The sequence below is a fragment of the Acidovorax sp. SRI_002 genome, assembly GCF_057586455.1.
This window is the reverse complement of the sequence record NZ_JBYCZW010000008.1, coordinates 244,026-265,011: the sequence shown is the minus strand read 5'-3', so window position 1 is coordinate 265,011 and position 20,986 is coordinate 244,026. Positions and strand designations below refer to the sequence as shown.

The window sequence follows — 20,986 nt, the reverse complement described above, 5'->3', positions numbered from 1 at the left end:
CTGCGTCACCGCAACACCACCCCTCACCCCTGCGCCAAAAACTTCTTCAAATTCCCCGCCGCCGTACTCCGCACCTTGCGCTTGAGCGATGGCGACCAGCCCAGCAGCAGCCCTGGCGCCCCCAGCGCCTGCCGTGCCCAGCGCCAGAAGTTGAAGCGGTCGCGGTGGGTGGCGATCAGCCCGTCGGGCGTGAAGGTGAAGGTGCCGTCGATGATGTTGTGCACTTTGCGCCCCGTGGCGCTGAAGAGGTAGTGCGCCTCCCAATGCGCCTTGGCGCCGGCCGCGTCGGCTTCGATACCGCTGAACGTGAGCTTCCAGTGCTCGGCCGCGCCGGGCTTTTTGGTGGCGGTGCATAGCATGCGCCACATGCCGCCGATCTGGTCGCGGCCCTTCAGGGAAAAGGCCTCGTCGTCGAACGTGGCGTTGGGCGCATAGCAGGCGGCCATGGCGGCGTGGTCAAGCTGCGCAAACGCGGTGTAGAAGCGCTGCAGGGTCTGGGCGTTGGGGTGCATGGGGTCTCCTCCTCAAGGGCGCCCATGCTACACCGGTGCCTGCCTGTTGCATGCCGCTTGGGCGACCGGGCCGTGTGGTGCGTTCTCAACGGGTGCGCAGCCCGCCGATGCGCCGGCGCTTGATGTCATCCAGTCCGTCCAGCACCTGGATGCCATGTGCATACCCCTGCTGCACGATCTGCTCGAAGCGGTTCCACTGCAGCATGCCCACGCGGTCCATGGGGGGGTTGAAGTACAGGTCAGTGAGCTGCTGGGACTGGCGCTGGCGCGACATGCTGTACAGGATGGTGACCTGCATGAGGTAGCTGGCCAGCGAGGGCAGCTTGTAGCGGCGCTGGGCGCGCGGGCGCAGCTTGTCGCGCAGCAGGGCCCAGCTGGTGGGGATGTCGTCCAGCTCAATGCGGCGCGGCTTGCGGAAGTTCAGGTCCACGCCGATCACCGTGCCCACGCCGCGCATGCTGCTGCGCATCACGTCCACCGGAAAGTTGTTGAACGTGCCACCGTCGCACAGCAGGTCGCCCTCGTGCACCACGGGCGGCAATGCACCGGGGATGGAGATGCTGGCCAGCAGCGACTTCACCAGGTTGCCACGGCGCACCACCTGTTCGCTGGCGCGCGAGTAGTTGGTGGCCACGCAGTAATAGTTCTTCCACAGGTCTTCCACCTGGGCCGGGAAGCCCACCAGGCTCCCCACGGCCTCGTGCAGGATGTGGCGCAGTCGGCGGCCCTTGATGAGCGACATCAGCGGCAGCAGGTTGAAGTCTCCCGTGGGGTTGGTGCGAAACGCCTCGCGGGCGTTGGCCATGACCGTCGCCAGCGGCTGGTCGGATGCCACATACGCGGCCATGACCGATCCGATGCTGGTGCCACCAACGCAGTCGATCTCCACGCCTTCCTCCTGCAGCGCGCGGTAGATGCCCAGGTGCGCAAAGCCGCGCGCGCCCCCGCCCGCCAGCACGAGGCCCACGGCGGTGCGGCTCTGGATGCGGGCCAGGCGCGCCATGTCGCGGTCGAGGGTGGGGCGCACATGCACATGGTCGGCCACGGGGCGGCGGTCCAGCCATTGCTGGGTGCCGCGCGGGCACTGCGTGCCTCCCGGGTGCAGCAGTACCAGGATCTCGGCGGCCTCGGCCAGGGGCGCGCGGCGCAGCAGGCAGTTTTCTTCGATGGGGTGGATGGCGGGCTCGGCCTGCGCGTCGGCCAGCAGCAGCAACTCGTCGCAGTGGCGGCTCACGCGCCGTGTCCAGGGCGTGGGCTCGGGGTCGGCCAGCAGCAGCACGAAGTCGTTGCGGGCCTCGATCTCGTCGAGCAGCATGGCGATGCGCCGGTTGGCCGTGGCGTCGGCGCCTTCGCGCTGGGCAATGCCGGGCTCATGCAGCTCTGCGTCCACGGTGGCGGAGTCGACCACACGCACGCGGCCGATGGTGCCCAGCTGGCGCGCCAGGCTCTGGCCAAAGCCCTGCAGGTCTACGCCGCTGCTCACGGGCAGCAGGCCCATGGCCACGGGCCGCTCCTGTGCGGCCGTGTGGGCGGCGGTGCCCGTTTGCAGGCGCTGGATGATCTGGCGCGTGAGGGCAATCGACACCTGGACGCTGCTGGCCAGCAGGGTCTTGAACACATCCTTGGTCAGGCGCACCAGCACCGAGTCGCGCACGGCGACCACGGTGGCGGCGCGCGGTGCGTCGGTGAACAGGCTGATCTCGCCAATCACCTGGCCCCGGCCCATATCGGCCACACGGCGCTGCGGGCCGCTGCTACCGTCATCGCTGCGCACATAGGCACGCAGGCGGCCGCTCACGGTGAGGTACATCGACTCGCCGGGCTCGCCCTGCGCCATCAGCGTGCTGCCGCCGGGCACCTCCACCCACTCCAGCTGGGCGCGCAGCAGCTCCAGCGCTTCGGGTTCGATGCCTGGCAGAAAGCTGCGCAGGTGCTCGGTGAGCAGTTGGTTCTGGGTGGCGGTAAAAGGGGGCATGGTCACGCAATCGGCAAGGCTCGGTGGGGCGCTGCGGAAAGCGGGGGGCTCGCCAACACGTCGTGTTTGCGATGGGTTCCGCAGCGTGCGAAGCGGCGGATTCTAGGAACGCAAGGGCACCTGTGCGCACTGTGCAAGGCATGGTGGCCGGGCAGCGCGTGAACAAATGCACGGCGGGCCCTTGCGATTGCCCTTCCGTGCCGATGCGGAACCGGTCGTCAGCGCATGAAGGCGCTCAGCGCGTGGGCCGTGACCACAGGCAATTGCTCAGGGATGAAGTGCCCTGCAGGCACGGCCTGGCCCGTCACCACGCCCGCGCATTGCGCCTGCCACAGAGCCAGTGGGTCGAACAGGCGGTGAACTACGCCGTGTTCGCCCCAGATCACCAGCGTGTCGCACGCGATCTTCTCGCCGCGCGCGCGGCTTTCGCGGTCATGCTCCAGGTCGATGCCTGCGCTGGCGCGGTAGTCTTCGCACGCGGTGTGGATGGCCTCGGGCGTGCAAAAGCAGCGCTCGTAGTCGGCCAGCGCCTGGGGCTCGATGTGGGCCAGGCCCGCGCTGCCCCAGCCGCCCAGCTTGGCGTGCAGGTAGGCGGGGGCGTTGCCGCCAATCATGGTCTCGGGCAGCGGCGCGGGCTGGATCAGGTGGAACCAGTGGTAGTAGGCGCGCGCAAAGTCCATGTCGGTGCGGGCGTACATGTCGAGCGTGGGGGCGATGTCGATCACGCACAGCTTCTTCACGCGCGGCGCATGGTCCAGCGCCAGGCGGTGCGCCACGCGGCCGCCCCGGTCGTGGCCGCACAGAAAGAACGCGTCGTGACCCAGCGCGGTCATCACCTCGGCCATGTCCTGCGCCATGGCGCGTTTGCTGTAGTTGCCGTGGTCGGGTTGGCCGGGTGCGTGGGACGAGTCGCCATAGCCGCGTAAATCGGGCATCACCAGAAAGTAGTCGCGCGCCAGTTGCTGCGCCACGCGGTGCCACAGCGCATGCGTTTGCGGAAAGCCGTGCAGCAACAGCAGGGGCGGTGCACCCACAGTGCCGCCGGTGCGGACAAAAATCTCGGCGCCAGCGGTGGTGATGCGCTGGGTGGTGAAGCCTTCAAACCAGGTAGGTGAGGTCATGCGGGATGCGGCGATGGTTGATTGCGTTGGAGCGACAGGCTGAATTGGCGTGTGCGCCCAGTCAGGCGCCCACCCAGGGGTCAGGCCAGCAAAAAGCCCAGCAGCCGCTGCAGTGCGTAGCGCACCGTGGCCGCACGGATGGCGGCGCGGTCGCCGGCAAAGTGCTGCATCTCGCTGTGGGTTTCGCCATTCACGCACCAGGCAAACCACACGGTGCCCACGGGCTTGGCCTCGCTGCCTCCTGTAGGGCCGGCCACGCCGGTTACGGCCAAGCTGACGTGCGCCTGGGAATGGGTCAGCGCCCCATCGGCCATCGCACGGGCCACGGCCTCACTCACGGCGCCTTCCTGCTCAATGAGTGCGGCGGGCACGCCCAGCATCTCGACCTTGGCGGCGTTGGAGTAGGTGACAAAGCCGCGCTCGAACCACTGGCTGGAGCCCGCCAGGTCGGTGCAGGCCGCTGCGATCATGCCGCCCGAGCAGCTCTCGGCCGTGGCCAGCAGGTGGCTGTGTTTGAGCAATTCCAGAGAAATTTGGGTCAAATTGGCCTCTAGCGCTGATGTATCAAGCGCTAGCAGCTCTTTATTTGATAGCGATGCGGTTGTCATGCGAACCTCCACACTGCAATGACCAGCAGGGTACAGAAGGCTGCCACAAAGTCGTCCCACAAGATACCCCAGCCGCCGCGCCAGCCAAAGCCCTTGAACAGGCTGTCGGCCCAGCCCACCGGGCCGGGTTTGGCCGCGTCAAAGAATCGGAACAGCCCAAACGCCACCAGCTGCCCCCACCAGCCCATGGGCATGGCCAGCCACAGCACCAGCCAGAAGGCCACCACCTCGTCCCACACGATGCTGCCGGGGTCGGCCACGGCCATGTTGCGCGCGGTGGTGGTGCAGGCCCACCAGCCCACTACGGTGCTGGCGGCAATCAGCAGGCCCATGTGTTGGGGTGACAGCCATTGCTGCAGTGCAAGGTAGCTGAGCCAGGCCCACAGCGTGCCCACGGTGCCCGGCGCCACGCGCGACAGCCCGGCGCCAAAACCCAGTGCGATGAAGTGGGCCGGGTGGGAAAACATGAACGCCACGGTAGGGCGGCGGGAGGGCAGGGGCTGCGGGGGCTCGGAAACGGTCATGGCACGAGGGAGGGGCTGTCAGGCGCTGGCGGCCACGTCTGCCCCTGCGGGCAGGCGCACCAGCAACACGGGCACGGGCGCGGTGCGTGCAATCTGCTCGGCATCGCTGCCCATCAGCACGCGGGCCAGGCCACGGCGCCCGTGCGTGCCCAGCACGATCAGGTCGGCCCCCCAGGCCTGGGCATGCTCCACCACCAGCTGCGCCACGCGGGCGTCCAGGTTTTCAATCAGCACAGTGTCTACCGGTACACCGCGTTGCGCCACGCGCTCCTGGGCCTGGCGCAGCAGGGCTTCGCCGGCCTTGCGCAGGCGGGGCAGTACCTCCTGGCTGTAGACCTCGGGCTGCTCAAAGCCGCTGATGTGGGCCACCGGGTCCATCACATTCAGCAGCCGGATGCGGCCGCCCGTGGATTGCGCGAGGCTGGTGGCCTGGGCCACGGCGTGGTCCGAGGTGGGGCTGCCGTCAACGGCAACGAGGATGTGTTGGTAACTCATGGTGGGGCTGGCTCCTCGGGCTCTTTCGTGGGGCGCTGTTGTCGATTGTGAACGACTGTTGTGGGTGAGTGCGGGCTGCAGTTGCCGGTTCACTGGCGTTCTTGCAGCTCCACATCCTTGGGGTAGCGGATGGTGTGCTCGGCGCTGAACTGCGCCGTGGCGCCTGCGGCCAGCGGCTGCTGCCAGGCCACGGTGCCGGGCGTGCGGTTCCAGGCCGTGTCGGTGGGCTGGGGCTGGTAGCGCGATTCGACCTCGATCTTCTCGTTGCGCGATACCGGCGCGGCATGCAGCACCTGCAGCGTGATGCCGGTCTTGTGGCGGTTCTCCACGCTGTAGGCGCGGCGGGTCTTGCGCTCGGTGCGCGAGCCGGTAAAGCCGGTGCTGCCCGTCAGGTCCTGCGCGGGCTCGGCGCGCACGGTGACGAGTTCATCGCGGCCAAATGACAGGCTGGCGCTGCCCTCGGGTGCGCCCGCGCTGGGGGTGGAGAAGTCGATGCGCCCGTTGCCCACAAACGCGCCGTCGCGGTACAGGCCTGCTGGCCCTGCGGGCCACACGCCGGGCGGCTGGGCCATGTGGGCCACCAGGTAGGCGGCTTCTTCCACGGCGGGGGCTGTGCGGGTGATCAGCGTGGCGGGGGCCGTGTGGTTGCCCAGCGCCAGCGTCACGCGCTGGCCGCTCGATGGCACGGTGATGCGCTGCGGCACGGCGAACTCGGTGGCAAAACCCTTGTCGAGGGTGCTGACATCGAAGGTGGGCATGGCCTCCTCGACCGCGTTGCGCGAGCGTGCTACGGGCGAAGGCGCTGCCGCCATGGCCATCGCAACGGCGGGGGCGGCGGCGGGCATGGGACGCGGCGGCGGGGCTACATCCAGCGTCCATTCGCGCGGCAAGCGGCCCTGCGTGGCGCGGCCTGGTTGGCCGGTGGACAGGGTCAGTTGAACGTTGCTCCAGTCTTCGCCACTGTTTTGCGCCACCAGCGCCTGGCGCTCGATCAGCACGGTGGATTTGGTGGCATCCAGCGTGGCACGGTAGGTGGGTTGCCAGCCAGGGCCGCGTACCTGGTAAGACAGGCGCAGCTCGGCCTCGCGCTCGGCGGCCAGGTTGATGGTGACGGAAACCACCCGCGCACGCTGGCTGGCCACGCGGTCGCGCTCGGCCACCAGAGGCTTGAGGGCCAGCTCCAGCGCCTCCTGCTTGCGTTGCAGTTGGTGCGCGCGTGCAAAGCTGTCTTGGCCAGACTTGCGCAGTACATCGGCGGTAGCGGTGATCTGTGCGGGCGTAGGGGTGGCGACACGGAGGGCGCTTGTAGCAGGTGCTGCCGCCTCCTGGCCATTGCCGGTTTGTGCCACGCTGCGCAGGTAACCATCCACCAGTTGCAGGGCCGAGGCCTCGGCCTTCACCCCCGCGATCTGGTCCTCCAGCTCGCGGATGCGGCCGTCCAGCGGGCTCGCGCAGCCTGCCGCCACATCGCGGTCCTCGGTGAGCACGTTGAACTCGCCCACACGCACGGCAGGGTCGGCGTTGATCTGCAGGCTTTGTGCATCCAGCGACGCGGGCAGGCAGGCCAGCGTGAGGCTGCGCGCGCCCGCAGGCACCTTGGCCACACGCTCCACCGTGGCGCTGCCGGGGTAGACGGTGACGCGGGCGATACGGGAGGTGTCCTGGGCGTGGGCCGACGAGGCCGCGATGGAGAGCAGTGCTGTGCTCAAAAGGCCCAAGGTACGGTGCAGGCGCGGGATATTGGGGCTATGAATCACGGGACTCCTTGGGCGTGGATGGACAGCGAAGGATGCTAGCAGCCCGAGCTGCGGATGCAGTGCCCCCGCGTGGTGTGCCTCCGGTGATTCGTGGGGGGATCGCGCTACCGCCGCTCAATCAGCTCTATCTGATAGCCGTCAGGGTCTTCAATGAAGGCAATGTTTTCTGCTGAAGTCCGGTCCGGAGAGAGGGACTGCATGGGTCCCGCCTCGCGAACTACCGAAACCCCGGCGGCTTGCAGGCTGTCGCAGCTTTTGGCCACACTGTGAACGGCCAACGCGATGTGTCCGTAGGCCGTCCCACGTTGATAGGCAGACTGGTCCCAGTTGTAGGTCAGTTCAATGCTGGCGTCGGTGGACTCGTGGCCATAGCCGACAAAAGCCAAGGTGAAGCGGCCTTGGGGGAAGCGCTCCTGGCGGTGCAGGCGCATCCCCAGTTTGTTGGTGTAGAACTCGATGGACCGCTCCAGATCTGCCACCCGCAACATGGTATGCAGCAATCGTGTGGGCCGGGGGCTCAGTCCTTCATCGTCAACAGTCGTCATGGTGAGCCTTGGGGTGGTTTGAACACACGGTGTGGCAATGTGGGGCGATACAGTCGCACACACCGTGTTGAGGCGTGCTGGATTTACCCGTGGGATGCTGCTTCGCCCAGCTCCTGGTTGGTGTAGGCCTTGCCGCCAATGCCCCACATGCCGTCCACCGCGTATTTCAGGTTGACCCAGATGTTTTCGCGGGGCTGCTTGCCGCCGCAGGCTTCAAAGAGGATCTCGGTGGCCTCGGCGACATAGGCGGTTTGCACTTCCCGCGTGGCAAATGCAAATGAGGGCGTGAGCCATTCCACGATGGCGACGTTGGTCGGGCTTGTTCCCGCGTAGGTGCTGCCCTCAGGGAGCTCTGAAATATGCCCAATGACGTTGGGTGTGAAGAACTTGTTGCCAGCCAAGCCGTGCAGCTTGAGAAAGGCCTCCGACAGGCGTGCCATGGTGCTTTGCTGGCGGTTTTTGGGCAGGATGCCTTCGGTGATGATGAGTGTGAGGGGCATAGCAGCTTCAGAAAGTTGATGGCTTGGTGCGGACCATCCGCACACCCGGACTGTCGCGAATCGCAAAGACTTCGGAAACTGCTGGCCGGACACAGCGCTTGTGCAGAAAATGCACAACCATGGACAACCTCACGCTGGATGACTTCGCCTTGTTTGTGCAAATTGCCTCGGCACACTCGTTTTCAACCGTGGCACGCGAGCGCAACGTGGCTGCAAGCCACGTCTCGCGCGGCATGGCCCGCATCGAGGCGGCCTGCGGCTTGCGTCTGGCCCACCGCACCACCCACAGCCTGTCGCTCACGGAAGAGGGCGAAATGTTCCTGGAGCACGCGCGGCGGATTCTGGGCGAATATGCCCAGTTGCGAGACGGATTTGGTGGGCGTTCGCTGCACATTGGCGGCACGGTGCGCATCAGTGTCAGCCAGCTGCTCGCTGAATATGTCTTGATTCCCAAGCTGCACCTTCTGGGGGCCCAGTATCCGGGGCTGACGGTCGAACTTCAGGTGGAAGACCGTGTGGTGGACATGGCCGATGAGTCGATTGATATTGCGATTCGCGCTGGCGTCGACCCGGCACAGGCATCCGTGGCGCGGTCGCTGGGCAGCCATGGCCGTGCACTCTATGCATCACCTGGGTATGTGCAAACGTACGGAGCTCCGATATCCGTGCAGGATTTGGCTGCGCATCGGCTCATATCCAACGCCTCCACCCCGTCGCACAACCAATGGGATTTTCGGGTGAACGGCGAGCCCACCATGCTGATGGTGAAGGGCAAAGTGCAGGTCAACAGCAGCGCAGCGGTGATCTCCCTCGCCCTGGGTGGCGCGGGCATTGCACGCATGAACGACGTGATTGGCCAGGCGCTGGTGGACCAGGGCAAGCTCTTGCCGGTCTTGCCACAGGCCGTGGAACGCGGGAGCCATCCCATATTTGCGGTGATTCTGAGCACCCGGCACCGCGCGCCCAAAGTGCTGGCCACCATGGACTATTTGCAGACCTGCTTTGCGTCGTTTGCAAAACCATCGGGTGAACCCGGCATGCTGTTGCGCCCCGACAGGGGGTAGGCGTGCAGCGCAGGCACGGGGCTACAACACCCCGGGCACTTGCGCCGCCAAAAAGTCATACACCGCCCGAATCCTGCGGCTGGTGCGGATCTCGCGGTGCACCGTGAGCCAGATAGGCAGCTCGGGCAACGCAAGCTGGGGCAGCACCGCCACCACGTTTGGGTCGGTGCGGGCCATGTAGTTGCCCACAAAGCCGATGCCCAATCCTGCGCGCACGGCTTCCCAATACGCCATGAGGTCGTCGGTGCGAAACGCGAAGTGCTGGCGCTCCACCGGGTAGCCCATGGCGGCAAAGCCTTGCAGGATGTCCTCGTGCCGGTCGTTGCCCACCAGCTCGTGCTGCAGCAGGTCGGGCGGCTGCCGGGGTGTGCCTTTGCGGCGCAGGTAGTCGCGGTGGGCATAGGCGCCCAGCGTGACCGCGCCGATGCGTTTGGCCACCAGGCTGGCCTGGTCGGGGCGCACCATGCGCAGCGCAATGTCGGCCTCGCGGCGCAGCAGGTTGGTGACTTGGTTGCTGGCCACCAGCTCGACCTGCACCTCGGGCAGCGCCTGGCGCATGCGCGCCAGTACGGGCGGCAGCAGCACGCAGGCCACGGGCTGGCTGGCGGTGATGCGCACGGTGCCGCTCACGCCTTCCTCAGCGCCCGACACGCTGCGTGCCAGCTGGTGGGCGCCCATCTCCATGGCGCGGGCCGATTCGGCCAGCCGCAACGCCGTGGCCGTGGGCAGCAGGCCGCGCCCGGTGCGCTCAAACAGCACCACGCCCAGCTGCGATTCGAGTTCGGCAATGTGGCGACCAATGGTGGGCTGGCTGGCGTTGAGCACCCGGGCTGCGCCCAGCAGGCTGCCCTGGTCCAGCGCGGCCAGAAAGGACTGCACCAGGCTCCAGTCAAAGGTTTGGTTCATGGCGATAGCGTGCCTGCAACGGGGTAACAGCAGGGTGGTTGGAGGTATTCAAATTTGCATTGCTGTTATGGATGCTTAGCCAATTGTGTAACGGGCTCTGCGTTTCCACAATCGATACATCCCTTGTGAATGGAGCCCTGACATGACCACCCACCCCCGTTTTCCGCCCTGCACGGACAACCCTTCCACTGTGTTGATCCTGGGCGCCCGGGGCCGGCTGGGACTGGCGGCGGCCCGGGCCTTTGCCCAGGCCGGCTGGCAAGTGCTGGCCCAGGTGCGGCCCGGTGCGCGCGGGCCTGCGCTGCCCGCTATCGCCGGTGTATGGTGGATGCCCGTGGCGGTGGAGGACACCGCCGCACTGGCGGCCCAGGCGCAAGGCGCGCAGGTGGTGGTGCATGCGCTCAACCCCGCCTACACGCACAAGGCCTGGCGCGAAGAGGCGCCCGCGTTGATGGAATCTGCCATTGCCGTCACCCGCCAGCTGCGCGCCACGCTGATGCTGCCCGGCAACGTCTACAACTTTGGCGAATCCATGCCGCCCGTGCTGCACGAAGATACACCCCAGGCCGCCACGGGCTTCAAGGGCCGCATGCGGGTGCAACTGGAGCTGCGCCTGCAGGCTGCCACGCAAGGGGGCGACATGCGCGCCGTGGTGCTGCGCGCCGGGGACTTCTTTGGCAGTGGCACCGGCAGCTGGCTGGACCAGGCCATTGCCAAGGACCTGCCCCGGGGCCGCATCACCTGGCCCGGCCCGCTGGACGTAGCCACGCCCTGGGCCTATCTGCCCGACCTCGCCCGCACCTTCGTGCGCGTGGCGCAAGAGCGGGATCGGCTGGCCCCCTTCGAGTGCCTGCATTTCGCTGGGCACCACGTCACCGCGCAGCAGTGGCTGCACAGCTTCACGGCTATTGCAGCAGAGCAAGGCTGGTTGCCCGATGCGGGCGCGCTGCGGGTGGGCCAGTTGCCGTGGCCGCTGCTGCGCGTGATGGGGCTGGTGGCCCCCACGTTCGCTGCGCTGGCGGACATGCGCTATCTGTGGCGCACGCCCCACCGTCTGGACAACACCCGCCTGCGCGCGCTCATCGGCGACGAGCCCCACACCCCCTTCGATCAGGCCGTGCGCCAGGCGCTGGCAGATTTGGGGCTCGTGGCCTTGCGTGCGACCCGCGCTGCGCTGGCCTGACGGCACAACCTTTGAACCACCGGAGTCTTCTCATGAACCGTCGCAACTTCATTCGTTTGGCAGGGGGTGGCACCATCGCCGCCGCCACCACCGGCACGCTGGTCGCCTGCGGCGCCGTGAGCTCGAACTATCCCGCCGAGGCGGTCGAGGCCTGGCAGGGCCCTGTGGGCGAGACCGATGTGCGCCGCCGGGCGGTGGCCTACGCCATCACCGCGCCCAATTCGCACAACCTGCAGCCCTGGCTGGTGGACTTGCGCGAGAGCGGTGTCATCACCCTGCGCACCGACCCTGCGCGGGTGCTGCCACAGACCGACCCGTGGGGGCGCCAGATACTCATCGGCCACGGCGCCTTCCTGGAGCTGCTGGTGATGGCGCTGGCCCAGCAAGGCGTGGCCAGCGAGGTGCTGCTGTGGCCGCAGGGCGAGCTGCCTGCGGCCCTGAAGGACTGGGACGACCGTCCCGTGGCGCGCATCACCTTGAAACCCGGTGGCCAGCCCGACCCGCTGTTTGCCCAGGTGCTGCTGCGCCACACGCCCAAGACCGATTTCGACACCACCCGCCCCGTGGCGCCCGAGTTGCTGGCCCGGTTGCTGGGCAGCGCCTCGGCTCAAGCCCCGCTCAGCGTTGGCGGTACCGTCAGTGCAGACCAGTTGCCTGCGCTGCGCACGCTGTGCTGGGAGTCCGCCCGGGTAGAGCTGCTCACGCCGCGCACGATGATGGAAAGCATCCAGCTCACCCGCGTGGGCCCGGCCGAGATCCTGCAGCACCGCGATGGCATCTCGATCAACTCGCCCTTTGTGCGCGCGGTGTCGGCCCTTGGCCTGTTCGACCGCTCCGCACCACCCGCCGAAGGCAGCGCGGCGTACAAAAATGCCATGGGCCGCTTTGAAGGCCACAGCCGCACGGCCATGGGTTTTGTGTGGATCACCGGCCCCAACACCCGCAGCGACCAGATCCATACCGGGCGCCTGTATGTGCGCCAGCAGTTGCAGGCCACGGCGCTGGGTGTGGGCATGCACCCCATGAGCCAGGCGGTGCAGGAGTTTGCCGAGATGGCCCCGCACTTCGAGCGCGTGCACCAGCTGGTGCTGGGGCGTCCAGCGCCGCGCACGCCCCAGGAGCCCACCGTGCAGATGTTCTGCCGCATGGGTTACCCGCAGGGCGAGGTGCCTGCCACGCCGCGCAGGCCGCTTGCGCGTTTTGTGCAGGCTTGATTCGGAGGAGGACAGCACCTGCGCAAAGGGCTGATGCAGATCAACCTCCGGCCACAAGCTGGCGCGCTTTGCCGCTGCTTCACACACTGTTCAGGTGGCGTTCATCGCGGGTTTCTACAGTTGCTGCGTTGCAACAATTAGTGGGGCTGGTGATGTGGAAGAAGGTTTTGGGGGGAACTCTGGCGGTGGCCATGGGCGTGTGGATGTTGGCTTTGATCGTGCCCCAGCCTGCACCGCCCGCGTGGGGCGATGTCTGGTGGTGGCGTAACCAGCTGATCCTGCTCACCGGGGTGGCAGCCTGGGCGCTGATGTCGCTGATCATGGTGCTGGCCGTGCGGCCCGCGTGGCTGGAAAAGCCGCTCGGTGGCCTGGACAAGAGCTACCGCCTGCACAAGTGGGCGGGTATCGGCGCGATTGTGCTGGCGTTGCTGCACTACGGGCTGCAGCTGTCGCGCAGCCTGCTGGCTGACTGGGTAGGCCGCCCGGTGCGCACGCCGCGCGCGGATTGGTGGCTGAACACCTTCCGCCACCTGGCCGAGGAGATGGGGGAATGGGCCGTGTGGTTCCTCGCGGCCATGCTGGTCATCACGCTGTGGCAGCGGTTTCCGTACCACGTGTGGCGCTACCTGCACAAGCTGCTGGCCGTGGTGTACCTGGTGCTGGCCTTCCATGCTGTGGTGCTCACACCGCCTGCTTGGTGGCAGCAGCCTGCGGGTGTGCTGGTGGGCCTGTGCACGCTGGTGGGGGTGCTGTGCGCAGTGCGCTCGCTGGCCGGGGCCATCGGGCGCAGCCGCCGCCATGCGGCCCGTGTGGTGAGCGTGTCGCCCCAAGGGGCTGGGGTGCTGGAAGTGACCTGCCAGGTGAGCCCTGCCAGTCGCTGGAAGCATGCGGCCGGTCAGTTTGCGTTTGTCACCTTTGGCCGTGCCGAGGGGGCGCACCCCTTCACCCTGCTCAACGCCGACAAGGGCGACGGCGCGCTGCGGTTTGCCATCAAGGCGCTGGGCGACCACACGGGGCAGCTGCCCCTGCAGGTGCAGCCGGGCCAGACGGTGAGCATCGAGGGGCCGTATGGCTGCTTTGACTTTCGCAGCGACAGCGCCACCGAGCAGGTGTGGGTGGCCGCAGGCATTGGCGCCACGCCGTTCATGGCCTGGCTGGAGTCGATGCAGTCCACGCCCGCGCTGGCGCCCCGGGTGCACCTGCACTACTGCGTGCGCCATGCGGGCGAGGCGGTGTTTGCCGAGCGCATGGCCGCGCTGTGCGCGCGCCTGCCCAGCGTGACGCTGGAGATCCACTACAGCGACGATGCTGGGCCCGTGACACCCACAGCGCTGCTGGCGGGCACCAGCCCGGCGGCGAGTGCGTGGTTCTGTGGGCCGCAGGGTTTTGCCGAGGCGGTGCGCCTGGGCATGCAGCAGCTGGGGCGCTCGCCTGCGCGCTTTCACCAGGAGCTGTTCCAGATGCGTTGAGGCGGGGTTTTCTCCCCGGCGCTCCGGGTGGGGCTGAGGAAAAATGGGTCCAATTGCCACTCAGCGCTTTACAGGTAAGTGCAAATAGCTATTGAAAATGTAGCAAATGGTGCCCGTAATGTTGGCCGTGAGGTGCTCATGCCCCCAGCGCTACGAACGCGATCAGCCTGCCCATGCGCCGTATCCAGTCTGCGGTGAAGATGAACTGGGGCTTGTCTCTCTTCACACAGGGCTCGATGTCCGGTGGGTTGTCGGCCGGGTAGGGCGAGGTGTCATGCACATCGCCCACATGCGTGCTGCGGTAGGCCTCCATCTGGTTTGCATCACCCCGTGGGGCAAGCTTTCGGCCCAGAACCGCATGGCCTTTGCCGATGCGGGCGCGCAGTCCTCGCGTGAAGCGTTGCTGACCATCATTGCGAAGTAGCCGGGGTCTTCGGCACCTGCCCCGCAGGGCGGACTCTCAGGCGGGAAACGATGGGCCGTGGGGCTGCAGGCACATGGGCCGTTCATCGAAGGCCAGCCAGCCGAGCGCGTCGCACAGCGCCTGCACCCAGGCGGTGTAGTCGGTGCGCAGCGAACAGTGCATGGCGAGCGGGCCTTCGGACGCGTTGTCGGGCAGATGAAATTCCACGCCATGCCCGAGCACCGTGGCGTGGCCCCAGGTGGGCAGGGCCCACTCCAGGCCCGGCACCATCTGCGCGAGCGATGTTTTGATGTGATGGATGTCGCGCAGCACCAGCACCGTGTCGGGTGAGAGCTCGTCGGTGGACAGCGGCAACCGTGCAGGCTGAAAGAACAGGTAGGTATAAGCCATGGAGCGCGATGTTGCACCTTGTTGCACGGGCCACGCACAAGCCTGCAGCGTGCTGCGTGAACTATTGCGCAGCCCGCTAGATTGCGTGCACAGCGGGGCTCAGCGAGCCGCAGGCGCCGATGGCACCAGGTACTCGCGCACCAGGGCCCTGGCCCGGTGCAGTCGGCTTTTGGCGGCCTCGCGCGTCACCCCAAGCCGCTGCGCCATCTCCTCGATGGTCAGCTCCTCGAAGTCGCGCAGCAGGAGGGCCTCGCGGTACAGGGGCGGCAGTGAGTCGATGGCCAGGGCCAGGTCGTGGCGCAGCTCGTGGTCGGGGCGGTGCGACCAGGCGAGGTTGTCTTCGACTTGCGCCAGCGGCTCGGCCTTGAGCCACGCCAGCATCGGCCGCATGCACAGGCGCTGCACGATGCGCACCACCCAGCCACCAAACGCCGCCACCTCGCGCAGCGCGCCCACGCGGCGGTACACGATGATGAGCGCCTCCTGCACCACGTCGTCGGTGGCCGTGGTGGCTGCGCAGTGGCGCAGCGCATAGCGGCGGATGTCGGGGCGGGTGAGGCGCAGCAGCTGCTCCATCGCCACGGCGTCGCCGCTGCGCGCGGCGGGAAGCAGCTGGGCGAGTGTGGGTGCGGTCATGGTTTTAGTCCTCCACAGTGCATTGCGCCACCCGCAGCCTGTGAAGCCGGTGCGACCCCTGCGCGGGCAGCCGCGCAAGGGCCGCCCCGCCGCGCTGGCTGCGTCCCCCTGCCCACGCACAGCATGAGAGCAGGGGGTGAAGGCGCGAAGCGACTCAGGGGGTGTTGTTTCATGTCATTCGACAGGCTTGCGGCCCACCATGGCGCAGGCGGGGCAGTAGCCAAATGCGCCGCTCAGGATGCTGCCAACGCCCGAGGCAGCCAGTGCCAGGCCCAGGGGCGATGCGGCCAGCCACCACAGGCCCGCAGCGATGAGGGCGACGCCCCCCACAACGCGCAGCAGGCTTTCGGGGCGGGTGATGTTTTTGCGGTACAGCATGGGAATGGGCTCCTTGGTCGGTTGAAGGAGGTGCCAACACAGGGCGCCTCCACCACCAAGAGCTGCGGGTATCGCAAAAGGATTCATGGTTTGCGAAAAAAAGTCGCGGCCAGTCACGGCTGCCCGTTACCGGAAATGGTCAAACGAGGCGTAGCGCTTGTCTACCGGTTGGCCCTGTGCATCCACCAGTTGCAGTCCAGGTGTGGCCAGCACCGTGCCGATGCGGGCGACGGGCGTGCTGCTTGCCTGCGACGCGGCGGCCACCGCGTCACGCTGCGTGGGCGGGGCGGTGAAGGCCAACTCGTAGTCGTCGCCACCTGCCAACGTGCATTGGCGAATCAATTCAGCATCAAATAGGGATCCAGCGCTTGATGGATAAGCGCTAGCAGCTATCAGTTTTGAAGTGATGTGCGTGTCGATCCGGGCCCCTACGCCTGAGGCCTTGAGGATGTGCGACAGGTCGCCCAGCAGCCCGTCGCTCACATCCATGGCGCTGCTGGCCACGCCGCGCAGGGCCAGGCCCAGGCCCACACGCGGGGTGGGGCGCTCCAGCCGCTGGCGCGCGCGGGCCAGCACGTCGGCGGGCAGGGGGGTGTGGCCCAGCAGTGCCTCCAGCGCCAGGCGGGCGTCGCCCAGCGTGCCGCTCACGTAGATGTCGTCGCCGGGCCGCGCACCGCTGCGCAGCAGGGCCTGGCCGGGGGGCACCTCGCCAAACACGGTGATGCAAATATTGAGCGGGCCCTGCGTGGTGTCGCCCCCCACCAGCTCGCAGCCGTGGGCATCGGCCAGCGTCCACATCCCGCGCGAGAAGCCTTCCAGCCAGGCCTCATCCACCCGGGGTAGTGACAAGGCCAGGGTAAACGCCAGCGGGCGCGCTCCACAGGCCGCCAGGTCAGACAGGTTCACGGCCAGCGCCTTGTGGCCCAGGGCTTCCGGGTCCACGTCTGCGAAGAAGTGGCGGCCCTCTACCAGCATGTCGCTGGAGATGGCCAGCTGCATGCCGGGTGTGGGCGCGAGCAGCGCGCAGTCGTCGCCCACGCCCAGGGCCACGGCACAGCCCGGGCGCGCGGGGCGCGTGAAGTAACGTGCAATCAGGTCGAATTCACCCACGGTGCGGTCCTAAAGAATTGGAGGAAGAAAACGGCGCGAACCCGCTCAGGCGCTCGGCTCTGCGGCGGCAAACCACTGCGCCCAATGGTCGATGCAGGCCTGGATCTTGGGCAGACGGTGCTTGCGGGTGAGGGTGATGGCGTGGATGGGGCTGGGCTGCAGGTCCACGCAATCGGCCAGTACCTGTGCCAGCAGGCCCTGGCGCACCAGGGGCTCCGCCACCACCGTTGCCAGGCGCGCAATGCCCAGGCCCTGCAGCGCCAAACGCGCCGTGATCGCCGTGCTGCCCGAGCGCCAGTGGCCCTCGGCCACCAGCACATGCGGTTCGCCATTGATCTGGAAAGGCCAGTGGTTCAGAAACGCCACCGCGCTGTTGGTGATGAGCCGGTGCTGGCGCAGATCGTCGGGGCGCTGGGGCACGCCGTGTGTCTGCAGGTAGCCGGGTGTGGCGTACAGCGCGCGTGCCAGCGTGCCCAGCGGGCGCGCCACCACGGTGTCGGTCAGCGGCGGGCCGGTGCGGATGGCGATGTCGATGCCATCGCGCGCCATGTCGGCCATGCGGTCGTCCACTACCAGTTCCACACGCAGTTGCGGGTGCTTGTGCTGCAGGCTGTCGAAGCTGGGGATCAGCAGGTGTTCGGCCACCACCGAGCTGGACGCCACGCGCACCCAGCCGCTGGGCTGGCCACTTTGCTGGGCGAACTCGCCCTCCAGCTCGTCGAGCGTGCCGGTGATGCGGCGGCAGTAGTCCAGAAAGGTCAGCCCCTCGGGTGTGGGAGTGAGGCCGTGGGTCGTGCGGTGCAGCAGCCGTGCGCCGCAGGCTTTCTCGATGCGCGCCAGCGTGCGCGAGACCTGGCTCACCGGCGCATCGCGCTCGCGCGCTACCGCCGAGAGCGAGCCCAGATCGGTCACGCGCACGAACAGGTGCATGTCTTCAAAGCGGATATCGCGCATCGGGCAATGGTAACGGCGGGGGGCTGGGGAGCCTCTGCACGAATCGTCGCGCTCGATGCGCGCACAGGCCCCTTGCAATCTGTGCAAAACGGCCTTGCAGCGCAGGCGGTTTCCGCCGTGCCCGGTGCTGCCTACAGTGGCTTCACCCTGAAAGGAAATGAGCATGTACCCACAGCACCTGCACCCCGATGACTACCAGCGACTGCGCGACGAGGCCAAGCGCCACGCGCTGCAGCTGCGGCAGGAAGCGATTCGCGAAGCCCACACCTGGGTGGCGCGTGGGTTCCTGCGCATGGTCCGCCGGGCTTTCCACCTCGCGCGCACTGAAGCTGCGCCCATGAATCCTTCCACCCCGGAGCTGAAAACACCATGCCAACCCTTGTTCTGAAACTCGCCCCGCTACAAAACCCCGAGCGCTACCGGCAGCTGGCCAGCGCGCTGACCGACTTGACCGTGGACCTGCTGGGCAAGCGCCGCGAGGTGACGGCGGTGGTCATCGACGACCTGCCCGCCGCGCGTTGGCACATCGGCGGTGCGCCCATCGAGCAGCCCACGGCACTGCTGGAGATCAGCATCACAGAGGGTACGAACACACGGGAAGAGAAGGCCGCCTTCATCCAGGCCGCATTTGCTGAACTGCAGCGCCAGCTGGCCGGTGACGGCGCGCTGGCCACGGCCAGCTACGTGGTGGTGCGGGAGCTGCCCGCCAGCGACTGGGGCTATGGCGGGCGCACGCAGCAGGCGCGCAAGCTGGCGCTGGCGGCGTGAAGGTGCGGGTGCGAGGCGCGCTCAGGCTGGTGCGCCGCGAAAGCGCTGCGCTGCCTGGCGGCTGACCTCGGCCAGCAATTGCTCTTCGCGTTGACGCTCGCGCAGCCAGCGCGCGTCGTTCTGGCCCGCTTCCGCTTCGGTGCGCAGCATGTGCATGGCGCTTGATGCGCCTTGCACGGCGGCGTGTCCGGCGATCTTGTCCATGGTCTTGAGGATGTGCTCGCGCAGCGGCATGTGGTCGCCCGTAGCCGGGTCTACATACACCGCATCCATGCCAAAACGGCAGGCCTGGAAGCGGTTGTAGGTGTACACAAGGTAGTCGTCTTCGGCGGGCATGAAGGGCTGGTCGGCCAGAAACCATGCGCCCAGCGACTGCACGTAGCCCGCGAGTGCGGCAGCGCGCTCAATGGTCAGTGGCGTGTCGAACACGCGGATCTCGATGGTGCCGAACTCGGGCTTGGGGCGAATGTCCCAGTAGAAGTCCTTCATGCTCTTGACCACGCCGGTGCGCGTCATCTTGTCGAAGTAAACCGTGAAGTCATCCCAGGTCAGGGCCATGGGGGCGCGGCCTGACAGCGGAAACGCAAACACCGAGTTCAGGCGTGCCGAGTCGAAGGCCGTATCCTGGCCCTGCACATAGGGGCTCGATGCCGACAGTGCGATGAAGTGAGGTATGTAGCGCGACATGCGGTGCAGCATGAGCAGCGCGGCGTTCGCGTCGGGGCAGCCGATGTGCACGTGCTGGCCGAAGATGGTGAACTGCTTGGACAGGTAGCCATACAGCTCGGACAGCTCACGAAAACGCGGCTTGTCGTAGATGCGCCGCTCGTGCCACTGCTGGAAGGGGTGCGTGCCGCCGCCCACCACGGCGATGTTGAGCTTGTCAGCGCTTTTGACCAGCGCATCGCGGATGGGCGTGAGCTGGCCCAGCACTTCGCTGGCCGAGTGGCAGATGCCGGTGGAGATCTCGATCATGCTGTTCGTCATCTCGGGCACCACGCTGCCGGGCAGCGGGGTTTTCTTCATGAGGCGCAGCATGTCCTCGGCATAGGGGGCCAGGTCGTAGTCGTTGGTGTTGACGAGCTGTAGCTCCAGCTCAACACCCAGCGTCAGCGGTTCGGAATGGTTGAAGGCTTCAAGACTCACGGCTGTTTTCTCCGTTGTTGCTGCGGGTCAATGGCGCCCAGGGTTTGGAGCTTTCGCCCGCACGGTAAATGGCCACGGTGGCGATCACGGCGCCCAGCACCTCCATCAGCAAGATGGCCGGCAGCGCCACACCGGCAATCACATGGCCGGTGGAAGGCGAGGCCAGCACGAACTGCGAGGCGATCAAGAGTGCGATGGACGACATCGGTGTCATCGCGCAGCCCACCCACAGCGCCTGCTTCCAGCTCGCACCGCTGCCCACGTTGCCCAGTGCCACGCCGGTGGCCTTGGCCACGAGGCGCACGGCAATCAGGGCCAGCACCACGCCGGCCACCGGGGCGCTCCAGTCGGCCTGCGCCGCCACGGTAGAGACCAGCACAAACATCAGCATGGTGAGCAGTGACGACGCATTGCCCAGCTGGCGGGGCCAGGCCCAGGGGCGCGGGTTGAGTTGCTTGAGCAGCATGCCGCCCAGTAGTGCGGCCAGCGGCGCCGAGCCCCCCATGTGCGCTGCCACGGCGGTGCCCGCCGCGACCAATGCCAGAAACAGCATGGAGGTGTTTTCGCTCGTGGGGCTCATGAAGCGCAACGCCATGCGCAGCACCAGGGCCAGCACGGCGGCCACGATGATGGAGACGCCCAGCACCACCATCACGGGGTACACGGTCTCCACCATGGTGACGCTTTGGCGGTTGATCAGCTCGGCCTTGGCGCTGCCCAGTGTCAGCGCGTATAGCGTAGAGAGCGTGGTGAGCACGATGGCGCGTTCCGTCACGGGCCCGGCGGCGCGGGTGTCGGCCACCACGCGCGTGAGCACGGCGGGTGAAGCCGCGAGCGCCACCAGGGCCAGCGGCCCGGCCACCTGCGTGGGCAGGTTCAGCCACACCAGCACCCAGTACACGGCGAAATAGGTCAGCACCGATTCGGCAATGCTCTGCACCAGCACCATCGGGTTGTGGCGGAACCAGCGCAGCGGAATGCGGCCACCACATTCAAAGAGCACCAGGGCAATGCCCAGCTCCAGCAGGAACAGGCCAATGCCCTGCAGCGGCCACACGGCACCGCTGAACCCGGCCAGCCCGGCGGCGGTGCCTACCAGCGAATAGCCGAGCACCTTGGGCAGGCCCGTGTGGCGCTGCGTGAGATAGCCCGCCATGGCGGCCACGGCCAGCAGCAGCGACCATTGCACCGTGGGCAACCCGGCCGAGGGGCGCAGCCACTGCGCCCAGAAGGTCAGGATTTCGTTCATGTCATGGAACCTCTGCGTCAGACGGGCGGTGCCCGTTGGTGTGAAAGGGCCCGCGCAC

Annotated in this window: 25 protein-coding genes; 7 read left to right on the top strand and 18 right to left on the bottom strand. The window is 67.3% G+C overall.

Annotated features, from left to right (window positions below):
* Positions 1–23 precede the first annotated feature (23 nt).
* The 9 genes from AC2YJX_RS22270 to AC2YJX_RS22230 all read right to left on the bottom strand — a co-directional run bounded on the left by AC2YJX_RS22270 (position 24) and on the right by AC2YJX_RS22230 (position 8,037).
* Positions 24–512, bottom strand: coding sequence for a nuclear transport factor 2 family protein (locus AC2YJX_RS22270; RefSeq protein WP_487257298.1), 489 nt, complete (start codon positions 510–512; stop codon positions 24–26).
* An 85-nt stretch (positions 513–597) separates the two neighbouring features.
* On the bottom strand, positions 598–2,487 hold the full coding sequence (locus tag AC2YJX_RS22265; protein ID WP_487257297.1) for a patatin-like phospholipase family protein: 1,890 nt from the start codon (positions 2,485–2,487) through the stop codon (positions 598–600).
* A 218-nt stretch (positions 2,488–2,705) separates the two neighbouring features.
* Positions 2,706–3,608 carry an alpha/beta fold hydrolase gene (locus tag AC2YJX_RS22260; RefSeq protein WP_487257296.1) on the bottom strand — a complete coding sequence of 301 codons (903 nt, stop codon included), beginning with the start codon at positions 3,606–3,608 and terminating at the stop codon, positions 2,706–2,708.
* A gap of 80 nt (positions 3,609–3,688) precedes the next feature.
* Positions 3,689–4,216 carry a CinA family protein gene (locus AC2YJX_RS22255; protein WP_487257295.1) on the bottom strand — a complete coding sequence of 176 codons (528 nt, stop codon included), beginning with the start codon at positions 4,214–4,216 and terminating at the stop codon, positions 3,689–3,691.
* Complete coding sequence (locus AC2YJX_RS22250; RefSeq protein WP_487257294.1) at positions 4,213–4,740, bottom strand: phosphatidylglycerophosphatase A family protein; 528 nt, start codon at positions 4,738–4,740, stop codon at positions 4,213–4,215. The genes AC2YJX_RS22255 and AC2YJX_RS22250 overlap by 4 nt, the downstream gene beginning before the upstream one ends.
* 18 nt (positions 4,741–4,758) lie before the next feature.
* Positions 4,759–5,235 (bottom strand): universal stress protein, encoded by a 477-nt coding sequence (locus tag AC2YJX_RS22245; protein ID WP_487257293.1) that lies wholly within the window; start codon positions 5,233–5,235, stop codon positions 4,759–4,761.
* 89 nt (positions 5,236–5,324) lie between these two features.
* Positions 5,325–6,992: a DUF4139 domain-containing protein gene (locus AC2YJX_RS22240; RefSeq protein WP_487257292.1), complete on the bottom strand. Its 1,668-nt coding sequence runs from the start codon at positions 6,990–6,992 to the stop codon at positions 5,325–5,327.
* 104 nt (positions 6,993–7,096) lie between these two features.
* Positions 7,097–7,537: a lactoylglutathione lyase gene (gene gloA, locus AC2YJX_RS22235; RefSeq protein WP_487257291.1), complete on the bottom strand. Its 441-nt coding sequence runs from the start codon at positions 7,535–7,537 to the stop codon at positions 7,097–7,099.
* Positions 7,538–7,620: 83 nt separating this feature from the next.
* Positions 7,621–8,037 (bottom strand): tautomerase family protein, encoded by a 417-nt coding sequence (locus AC2YJX_RS22230; RefSeq protein ID WP_218301442.1) that lies wholly within the window; start codon positions 8,035–8,037, stop codon positions 7,621–7,623.
* Positions 8,038–8,156: 119 nt separating this feature from the next.
* Between AC2YJX_RS22230 and AC2YJX_RS22225 the strand changes: the two genes are divergently transcribed.
* The gene (locus AC2YJX_RS22225) at positions 8,157–9,101 is read left to right on the top strand and encodes a LysR family transcriptional regulator (RefSeq protein WP_218301443.1); all 945 of its coding nucleotides are present in this window, start codon (positions 8,157–8,159) and stop codon (positions 9,099–9,101) included.
* Positions 9,102–9,122: 21 nt separating this feature from the next.
* Here AC2YJX_RS22225 and AC2YJX_RS22220 read toward each other — a convergent pair whose 3' ends face one another.
* Positions 9,123–10,007, bottom strand: coding sequence for a LysR family transcriptional regulator (locus AC2YJX_RS22220; RefSeq protein ID WP_055395561.1), 885 nt, complete (start codon positions 10,005–10,007; stop codon positions 9,123–9,125).
* A gap of 142 nt (positions 10,008–10,149) precedes the next feature.
* Here AC2YJX_RS22220 and AC2YJX_RS22215 point away from each other — a divergent pair, with 142 nt between their 5' ends.
* The 3 genes from AC2YJX_RS22215 to AC2YJX_RS22205 all read left to right on the top strand — a co-directional run bounded on the left by AC2YJX_RS22215 (position 10,150) and on the right by AC2YJX_RS22205 (position 13,873).
* Positions 10,150–11,190, top strand: coding sequence for an NAD-dependent epimerase/dehydratase family protein (locus tag AC2YJX_RS22215; RefSeq protein ID WP_487257290.1), 1,041 nt, complete (start codon positions 10,150–10,152; stop codon positions 11,188–11,190).
* 32 nt (positions 11,191–11,222) lie between these two features.
* Complete coding sequence (locus AC2YJX_RS22210) at positions 11,223–12,404, top strand: Acg family FMN-binding oxidoreductase (RefSeq protein WP_487257289.1); 1,182 nt, start codon at positions 11,223–11,225, stop codon at positions 12,402–12,404.
* Positions 12,405–12,532: 128 nt separating this feature from the next.
* Positions 12,533–13,873 (top strand): ferredoxin reductase family protein, encoded by a 1,341-nt coding sequence (locus AC2YJX_RS22205; RefSeq protein ID WP_487257288.1) that lies wholly within the window; start codon positions 12,533–12,535, stop codon positions 13,871–13,873.
* Between the two features lie 136 nt (positions 13,874–14,009).
* On the opposite strand, the gene AC2YJX_RS22200 is transcribed toward AC2YJX_RS22205, so the two are convergent.
* Positions 14,010–14,153 carry a hypothetical protein gene (locus AC2YJX_RS22200; RefSeq protein ID WP_487257287.1) on the bottom strand — a complete coding sequence of 48 codons (144 nt, stop codon included), beginning with the start codon at positions 14,151–14,153 and terminating at the stop codon, positions 14,010–14,012.
* Here AC2YJX_RS22200 and AC2YJX_RS22195 point away from each other — a divergent pair.
* Complete coding sequence (locus AC2YJX_RS22195) at positions 14,148–14,297, top strand: hypothetical protein (RefSeq protein ID WP_487257286.1); 150 nt, start codon at positions 14,148–14,150, stop codon at positions 14,295–14,297. The two genes, AC2YJX_RS22200 and AC2YJX_RS22195, sit on opposite strands and share 6 nt — an antisense overlap.
* 36 nt (positions 14,298–14,333) lie before the next feature.
* Here AC2YJX_RS22195 and AC2YJX_RS22190 read toward each other — a convergent pair whose 3' ends face one another.
* From AC2YJX_RS22190 to AC2YJX_RS22170, 5 genes are all read right to left on the bottom strand, one after another.
* Complete coding sequence (locus AC2YJX_RS22190) at positions 14,334–14,687, bottom strand: hypothetical protein (protein ID WP_487257285.1); 354 nt, start codon at positions 14,685–14,687, stop codon at positions 14,334–14,336.
* Between the two features lie 99 nt (positions 14,688–14,786).
* Positions 14,787–15,323, bottom strand: a complete 537-nt coding sequence (locus AC2YJX_RS22185) for an RNA polymerase sigma factor (protein ID WP_121508328.1) — start codon at positions 15,321–15,323, stop codon at positions 14,787–14,789.
* A gap of 174 nt (positions 15,324–15,497) precedes the next feature.
* On the bottom strand, positions 15,498–15,701 hold the full coding sequence (locus AC2YJX_RS22180; RefSeq protein WP_010466405.1) for a YgaP family membrane protein: 204 nt from the start codon (positions 15,699–15,701) through the stop codon (positions 15,498–15,500).
* Between the two features lie 126 nt (positions 15,702–15,827).
* Positions 15,828–16,811 (bottom strand): thiamine-phosphate kinase, encoded by a 984-nt coding sequence (gene thiL / locus AC2YJX_RS22175; protein WP_487257284.1) that lies wholly within the window; start codon positions 16,809–16,811, stop codon positions 15,828–15,830.
* A 45-nt stretch (positions 16,812–16,856) separates the two neighbouring features.
* A complete protein-coding gene (locus tag AC2YJX_RS22170; protein ID WP_487257283.1) occupies positions 16,857–17,765 on the bottom strand; it encodes a LysR family transcriptional regulator in 909 nt (302 codons plus the stop codon).
* 163 nt (positions 17,766–17,928) lie between these two features.
* Between AC2YJX_RS22170 and AC2YJX_RS22165 the strand changes: the two genes are divergently transcribed.
* Both AC2YJX_RS22165 and AC2YJX_RS22160 read left to right on the top strand, forming a co-directional pair.
* The gene (locus tag AC2YJX_RS22165) at positions 17,929–18,153 is read left to right on the top strand and encodes a hypothetical protein (protein WP_487257282.1); all 225 of its coding nucleotides are present in this window, start codon (positions 17,929–17,931) and stop codon (positions 18,151–18,153) included.
* On the top strand, positions 18,135–18,533 hold the full coding sequence (locus AC2YJX_RS22160) for a tautomerase family protein (RefSeq protein ID WP_121508331.1): 399 nt from the start codon (positions 18,135–18,137) through the stop codon (positions 18,531–18,533). The genes AC2YJX_RS22165 and AC2YJX_RS22160 overlap by 19 nt, the downstream gene beginning before the upstream one ends.
* 21 nt (positions 18,534–18,554) lie before the next feature.
* On the opposite strand, the gene AC2YJX_RS22155 is transcribed toward AC2YJX_RS22160, so the two are convergent.
* Both AC2YJX_RS22155 and AC2YJX_RS22150 read right to left on the bottom strand, forming a co-directional pair.
* Positions 18,555–19,679, bottom strand: coding sequence for a YbdK family carboxylate-amine ligase (locus AC2YJX_RS22155; RefSeq protein ID WP_055395579.1), 1,125 nt, complete (start codon positions 19,677–19,679; stop codon positions 18,555–18,557).
* A complete protein-coding gene (locus tag AC2YJX_RS22150) occupies positions 19,669–20,928 on the bottom strand; it encodes a cation:proton antiporter (protein ID WP_121421423.1) in 1,260 nt (419 codons plus the stop codon). Before AC2YJX_RS22150 ends, AC2YJX_RS22155 begins: the two co-directional genes overlap by 11 nt.
* Positions 20,929–20,986 lie beyond the last annotated feature (58 nt).